General features: G+C 68.6%; 5 protein-coding genes. 2 read left to right on the plus strand and 3 right to left on the minus strand.

Annotated elements, in window-relative coordinates:
- The first annotated feature begins 139 nt into the window (after positions 1-139).
- Together KEG57_RS46045 and KEG57_RS46050 are read left to right on the plus strand one after the other, a co-directional pair.
- Complete coding sequence (locus KEG57_RS46045) at positions 140-1138, plus strand: hypothetical protein (RefSeq protein ID WP_272427460.1); 999 nt, start codon at positions 140-142, stop codon at positions 1136-1138.
- Between the two features lie 36 nt (positions 1139-1174).
- Positions 1175-2503, plus strand: coding sequence for a hypothetical protein (locus KEG57_RS46050; RefSeq protein ID WP_272427462.1), 1329 nt, complete (start codon positions 1175-1177; stop codon positions 2501-2503).
- Between the two features lie 67 nt (positions 2504-2570).
- Here KEG57_RS46050 and KEG57_RS46055 read toward each other — a convergent pair whose 3' ends face one another.
- From KEG57_RS46055 to KEG57_RS46065, 3 genes are read right to left on the minus strand one after another with little or no spacing between them, the layout of a single operon-like run.
- Positions 2571-4076 carry a PGRS family protein gene (locus KEG57_RS46055; RefSeq protein ID WP_272427463.1) on the minus strand — a complete coding sequence of 502 codons (1506 nt, stop codon included), beginning with the start codon at positions 4074-4076 and terminating at the stop codon, positions 2571-2573.
- Between the two features lie 48 nt (positions 4077-4124).
- Entirely contained in the window at positions 4125-5180 is a 1056-nt protein-coding gene (locus KEG57_RS46060) for a hypothetical protein (RefSeq protein ID WP_272427465.1), read from the minus strand.
- Between the two features lie 58 nt (positions 5181-5238).
- On the minus strand, positions 5239-6921 hold the full coding sequence (locus KEG57_RS46065) for a serine/threonine-protein kinase (RefSeq protein WP_272427467.1): 1683 nt from the start codon (positions 6919-6921) through the stop codon (positions 5239-5241).
- Between the last annotated feature and the right edge of the window lie 199 nt (positions 6922-7120).

Raw genomic sequence — 7120 nt, forward strand, 5'->3', positions numbered from 1 at the left:
CCGACAACCACCGAAAGCCTGTGTTCCGCGATTCAATTCTGGGCTACACTGGAGCTCGCCGACGGACGAGCCGGACGAGCTTGCGCGGAGCGCACGCCGTCCCGTCCTCGATGATTCGGGGGATTCCCGGGGGACTCTCATGTCGATGCTCATCGCCTCGTGCATCTTGCTCGCGTTCGCCATGGCAGGGCTCGTGTTCATGGCGGCGCGATATCGGCGGTCGACCCAGGCCGAAATCGACGCTCGGAAGCGCGTCGATGGCCTGGAGAACGAAAACAAGGCGCTCGTGGCGAAGCTCCACGTCGCGGTGGAAGAGGACAAGAAAAAGGTCGGCTGGCTCGATCATCAGGAGCAGGAAATCCTCTGGCTCCGGGCCGAGCTCGAGAAGCGGCCGAAGATCACGCGCAAGACATACAAGATCCTCACGCTCGGCGTGAAAGCCACGGGAAAGACCTCGCTCACCCTCAAATGGGCGAACCCGCTCATCGACCTCGGCGTCCTCGCCGGCACCAAGATCGACCGTTACGAGCGGACCGTGAGCCACGTGCTTCAGAAGGACGTGGTCATCGAGCACGTCTTCGAGGTCGGCGACTGGGGCGGCGAGCACATCGTCGACGCGCAGCAGGAGCTCATCGGGGACGAGATTCACGGGCTGCTCATCGTCGTCGATCTCGGCGGCAAGGACGCGAAGAAGGTCGACCCCGGGCGTGTTCAGGAGCAGCTCCAGGAGTTCCAGCCGCAGGCGCTCAAGTTCTTCTTCGGCCCGAAGACCGTGGCGTCGTGCAAGACCGTGGTGCTTTTCATCAACAAGAGTGATCTGCTCTCCGGCACGCCGCTCGAGGTGGAGGAGCAAGCGAAGAAGCTTTATGCCCCGCTCATCGAGAACCTCACGAAGTACTCGATGCAGCTCGACATCCGCGTCTTCGTCGGCTCCGCGAACTACGGGCACTCGACCCATCTCCTGTTCTCGCATTTCGTGGAGCGGATCCTCCCGAAGCAAGCCTACGACTCGCAGCTCTTGCAGCGCATGGTGAAGGACCTGTCGGAGACGTCGAAGGTGGAGAGATCGGAGAAAACGGTTCCGCTGCCCGCGGTGAACGCGTCCTCCGAACCTCCCAAGCTTTCGCGGGTGAACTAAATGAGCGCGCGCGGCGAAGGCCGAAGGGGAGGCTACGTGGCGCCGACGTACAAGGCGCCCGCCGACGTGGCCTGGTACCATTTCCTGCACGGGAACGTCCCGGGGCACCAGATCGATTTCATCTATCACCCCGAGGTGCCCCAGGGCCCCTTGTCCCGGCAGCATTTCGGTCACCTCTCGCGGCTTCTCAAGTACATCGAGCCGCGGACGACGAGTGATTGCGCGTTCGCCATCGGGAACCTCTCCCGCGACGACACGCAACACGAGCCGGGGCGCGGCGGCGTGGCGCTGATCTTCGGGCTGCGCATCCGCGGCGCCCGCGATCACGCCGGCCGGCAAGACCCGCCGTTCTCGCACGCCATCGTGGCCATCGAGCGTGATCTCGACGCGGCCTTCGTGTGTCGCGCCGCGCTCGAATTCCGGGCGCGGCTCTTCGAGCGTACGGCGGTAACGGCCGAGGGCCATGGCTGGTATCACACGTATGCCCGGCGCGGCGAGGATCCGGCCGCGGCGCTGCCCCTCTTGCAAGCCTACAAAGCGAGCTTCGACGGGCTGCCTTCGGCGGGGCCGGGGACTCGCTCGCTCCGCTGGGCGGTGGCCGAGGAGGTCAAGCTGCCGGGGCGTATCGTGATCGTGCACGACGACGACACGCCGTTCGAGGGGATCGCGGCGTGCGCGGCGCGGATCGCGGCCGTCCTGTATCGTTCGAACATCAAATGGACGGCCCTCTCGAACGGGCGGGAATCCGATCTGCCGAACGGCATCACGATCCGATTCTTGCCTGCGAGCGAGGTCGGCCCGCAGCCGGCGGGCACGCCGGTGTTTCCGCTCGAACGCGTGCCGCACGACGAGGACGAGCTCGCGCGGGAGCTCTTCGGCGCGACGCCCGTGCGTGGCCACGAAGGCCCCGAGCGCGGGCGCGGCTGGCGGGATCAATATCGTGGACCCGCCACGAGCCTGCTCGTCGGGGAGGAGCCCACACGGGCGGAGTCGGCCGGGCCCTCCGCCGAAATGCCGCCGCCTTCGGCCACGAAGCGATGGCCCTGGGCCGGACTCGGCGCGGTCGTGGCCATGGGTTGCTTCGGCATGTACCTGCTTCGCGGGGCGAACCCGGGCGCCCCATCCGCGCCGGGATCACCGGCGCAGCTCCTCGCTCCCGGCGCCGAGGCCGCGCCTCCGAGCGTCGCGAAACCCGACGTGTTGCCTCTGCCGAGCCCGCCATCCGAAAAGCCGCCCGTGCAGGAAAAGGCCAGCGCGAGCGTCGCGGAGCAGGATGTCGCCTCCTCGAACAAGCAAGCGAAGACGCGGTCGCCGAAGGTGTCCCGCAAGCCGCCGCCCGTCGTCGGGGGCCCGCCGAGGTTCTGAGCGTACACGTTTGGCAGGGAACGTCGCCGCGCCCCCGAGGAGCGCGGCGACTTCGTTTTGAAGGGAATCAGTCGAACGATTCCATGTCCCGGCGCAGGCCCGCGGGCGCCGGATCCTGGGGATCGTCGCCCTGGCCGCCCGGACCCTCGAGCCCAATCTCGAACGAGACGCCCGTGGCCGCCGGCGCATTCCCCACATAGGCAATGCCGATTGAATGCCCACCACGACCGCCGCCGCCGTGGCCCCCGTCGCCCCCATTGCCCCCATTGCCGCCGTGGCACCCGGGTTTCAAGGGAGAATACTGGGGCGGCGGGCCGCCGAGCCCTCCCGTGCCGCCATTCCCGCCCGCCTGCCCCTGGGCCCCGTCGCCGCCTTTTCCGCCGCCTGCCGTGACGATCGTGACGGCCTCGGACGAGATCCTCGCGTCGATGCAGAGGAGGCCGAAGCTCCCGCCGCCTGCGCCTCCGCCCGCGCCGCCTTTCCCGCCGCATCCGCCCGTCCCGCCGCTGCCGCCGCTGGCCCCGTGGGTCGTCGCGCTCCCGGCCGGGCATTTGTTCACGCCCAACCCGCCCAATGCGGCGCCGCCCCCACCGCCGGCCAATCCCACGGTTCCTTCGCCGCCGCTCGTCCCGGACGCGCCCTCGTACCCATTCACCGAGATGGTCCCGGGCTCCACGCCGTGTGCGCCGTGTGCGCCCGTGGTCCCAGCGGCGCCGGGCCCGCCCGGCGTGCATTCGATCCCCGTGAATCCTTCGGGCTCGCCGCCCTGGCCGCCGCTCACGTCCTTGCCGAGCGAGCTATTGCGACCGGCCTTTCCCCAGGGCGAGGTGCCGAACCCCCCCGATCCGCCGATCGATTCGACCGTTCCACACGTCGAGGAGACCTCCTGCACCGCGGTGTACGTGCACGCGGCAAACCCCATTTTTCCGGGCATCCCGTCGGTCGCGCCCTTGGCCTCGGGCGTCGGGGCAAGCCCGTCCGCGCCTTTGCCGGCCTCCAAATGACACCGGCCGAGCTCGAGCTCGGCCCGATCGGCGATCACTGCAATCGACGAGGCACCAGGCAGGACCGCGTCCGCCGCGACGACCTTGAAATTCGTCACGACCGTCGGTCCCCCCGCGCCGACGCGCAGCGGTACCTCGTTTGCGCTCGCGGACAGCGTCGTCATGCCGACCTGTGTGGTCCACGGCGAGCCGCCCGTGCAGTTGTATCCGCCGTGAAGCACCTCGCCGCCGCGGAGCGCGAGCGGCTCGATGAACGTCTCGGCGCACGCGTAAATGGGCCGCGCGCCCTGCTTCTGCACCTTGTCCACGGCCGCGCGCAGCGTCCGCAGCGGGCGCTCGGCCGTCCCCGGGTTCGTATCGTCGCCCGAGGCCGCTACGTACAGCCCGCACGATGCAGGCCGGCTCGGATCCCCGTCGAGAGGGCATACCGTCTGCGAGCTCGCCTGGCCGGCGCACGTCTTCGTGACGCTGCAATCGGCGAACACGTCGAGCCCGCAGCCTCCAAGCGCAAAGGCGCCCGCGGCGCAGGCGAGCATCGCCAGCGTGGACGTCATGGAATGACGACGCATGGGCCTCGAACCTCCCCCATTCTCCACACGACTCATCTTCGTTTTTCCTCAAAAGGTCCCAAAAACCATGAGCGAGCCCCCCTGCGAGGACACCGCAGGGAGGGCGTACACCGATCCCGTCGCGCGGGGCTTCGGCCCTGAGAGGCCGTATACGAGCGTCCCGACGGCGATCACGCCGCCTCCGACGAAGCTCCACAGCGCGGCCTCGCCGAACTGGTTTTGCGCGGTCTTCAGGCGAACGAGATCGGGGCACGCGCCCGCGCCGGGATTCGAAGTGCAGTAATCGTCTTTCTCGCCGGAAAGAGACTGCGCCATCGCAGCCGCCTCGCCGGCCCGCTGCTTGGAAAGGGCCGTGAACACGACACCGCCCAGGATCCCGACCCCCGCGGTCACGCCGCCCGCGATGAGCAGCGGCTTGCGCATCGAGCGCGTCGTTCCCGGCGCCTCCGCCTCCGCGGTTTCCTTTTGCGCGAGCACGCCGCGCGGGGCTTCCTTCTTCGGAAGATCCAGCCGCAAGAGCTGCGATTCCCCGGGTTTGGCCTCGATCACGACCGGCCCCGACGATCGCTCGCCGAGCCGCGCCTCGATCGTCCGCCGCCCCGGCTCGACGAATACGCCAGCGTTCGCCTCGGGCCACCGCATTTCTGCGCCGTCGACGATCAAATGGCTGCCCGTCACGTTCGACTGCACGGACAGCTCCGTGACCTTGGCGCGCGCCTCGGACAGCATTTCGGAGGTGGCCTTCATCTCGTCGGCCGCCACGTCCTCGGCGTGCCGCAAGAAATACGAGAGGTGCTCCGCAGCGTCGCGGTGGTGGCCGAGCTCGAGCTCGACCCATCCGAGCGTCCCCGCGATCTGGAAATGCTGCATGATACGCCAGGCGGACCTCAGCTCGTCGAGGGCGGCCTGCCATTGCTTCGCCCTCGCCGCGTCCTTGCCGCGCACGTAATGCGCCCGGGCCACGTCCGCGGGCGAGGACGACGCCTCCGAAGGCGGTGGAGGATCCTCCGCCGCCGCGGGAAACGCGGCGCTCTGCACGGCGAGCCCCAGAACGAGCGGGAAGAGATACCGCGCTCGTAAGGTCCTTTTGATGCTCCCACCCATGCGGCAGGATAACACGAATTGACGATGAATCGAGCGCCTATGCGGAAACCTCGTCCGGTCAGCGCTTGCAATTCGGGAAGAATCGAGGGCACGCCTTCGCGCCTGCGGGCGCCTTCGTGCTCGGGGCGGGCGATTTCGCCTTCGTCGTGGCGGGGCGCGACGCGATCGGATCGACCGGCGGCTTGCTCCCGCCGCGGACGGGCAATGCGCCACGTTTGTCCGGGCCAGAGACGTTTGGCGTGGCCCCGGCGTCCGTGGACGAAGGCGGCGCGGGCTCGGCTTCCGGCAGGGACACGGGCGCCGGCGCAGCCCGCGCCACGTCGTCCTGCGCGCGTGGAGGAGGAGGCGAGGGGAGCGCGAGCGTCTCGCCTGGAGCGGCGCCGTCCGTGGGCTTCGTCGTGGTTGCCCGTGACGCCACGATGAAAATCAAGACCGGCGCGGCCAAGAGCAGGAGCAAGAGCACGCCCCGGCGCGTCACCTGACGCTTTCGCCGCTGCCTCTGCAATGCGCCGTCCGAAGGCTCGGTCCCGGCCGACATCGTGATGGCTCCCACGGTCACCGTGGTGCTCGGCCCGGTGCGATTCTCGGCCGTGGCGGAGACCTGCGTCGTGGTCGCGGTGAGAATGGCGCTCAGGGACGCATCCCGCCACGGCGCCCGCGGACCATCGAATGCCGGGGGGGCGGGCCTGTGCTTGTCCCCGTCGGTTTTCGGACTCGCCCCGGGTGGAAGGATGACCGTGCCATTCAATGCGACTTCCCCGACCTGCGTCGGCGCCTCGGCCTCCTCGGGCGTCGTGCCGTCGATGGCCAGCGTGAACTTCTGCGTCTCCGGCAAGACGTCGGGGCGCGGGAGCGTCGACGGAATGGGGACCTCGAGCGTCGAATCCGGCAGGGGCACGACCTCGCGCGGGCCCGCGAGCGGCGCGAGCAGCGCCGCGAGCTGTTCGGCGGACTGAATACGTTTGGACCGGTCGCGCTGCAGGCACCGGTCGACGAGGTCGGCGAGCCGCGGCTCGACGTGGCGGACGCGACTCGACACCGGCGGAATCTCGGCCGTCAGGATCTGCTGGAAGAGGACGTCCACGTTGCCCTTGAAGGGCCGCACGCCCGTGAGCATTTCGTACAGGACGACGCCCAGCGACCACACATCCGTGCGGAAATCGAGATCCTCGACGCAAAGCACCTGCTCGGGGCTCATGTACCCCGGCGTGCCGACCATCACGCCCGTGACGGTGCGGACGCAGTCCTTGGTATCGAGCTGCTTGGCCACGCCGAAATCGAGCACCTTCACGACGAAGCCGTCGGGGCTCGATTCCCGGTGGAGAAATACGTTCTCCGGCTTCAGATCGCGATGAATGATGCGAGCCTCGTGCGCCGCCGCGAGGGCGAGCGCGACGTCCCGGCCAATCCTCGCGGCCTGCTTCGACGGGAGCCTGCGCTCGCGTTCCAACAGATCCGCGAGCGTCTCCCCCGAGAGGAGCTGCATCACGAGAAATGGATCCCCCGCGGACGTTTCGCCGGCGTCATAGACGTCGACGATGTTCTTGTGGGACAAACTTTTGAAGGCACGCGCCTCGCGGCTGAGGCGAAGGCGGAGGTCCGCGCTCGGCCGCAGAATGAGCTTGATGGCGACGCGACGCCCGGTGCGCTCATTCTGGGCCTCCCACACCGACCCCATCGCCCCCTCGCCGAGTGGACGGACGAGGCGATAGTCTCCCCCGATGCAGTCTCCGGCTTTCATGACCCCCCCGGCGCGCGATGTTACCACCGGCAGTGAGCAACAACACGAAAAAGCCGAGCGGGCTCCCGTTTTGATCGAGATTCGTCCGGGTCTAATACCTTAGGAGATCCCCCGGCTTTGCCGGGGAGGCAGCCGAAGTTTGACATTTCCGGAAGTCGGTTCCGCGGGGGGTGGGGTTGGGCGAAGCCGCCCCACCCCC

This window comes from Polyangium jinanense (genome assembly GCF_028435365.1).

Excerpts from the sequence above, each read along its gene's own strand:
- KEG57_RS46055 (WP_272427463.1), bottom strand. The coding sequence starts at position 4,076 with ATGCGTCGTCATTCCATGACGTCCACGCTGGCGATGCTCGCCTGCGCC.
- KEG57_RS46065 (WP_272427467.1), bottom strand. The coding sequence starts at position 6,921 with ATGAAAGCCGGAGACTGCATCGGGGGAGACTATCGCCTCGTCCGTCCA.
- KEG57_RS46060 (WP_272427465.1), bottom strand. The coding sequence starts at position 5,180 with ATGGGTGGGAGCATCAAAAGGACCTTACGAGCGCGGTATCTCTTCCCG.
- KEG57_RS46045 (WP_272427460.1), top strand. The coding sequence starts at position 140 with ATGTCGATGCTCATCGCCTCGTGCATCTTGCTCGCGTTCGCCATGGCA.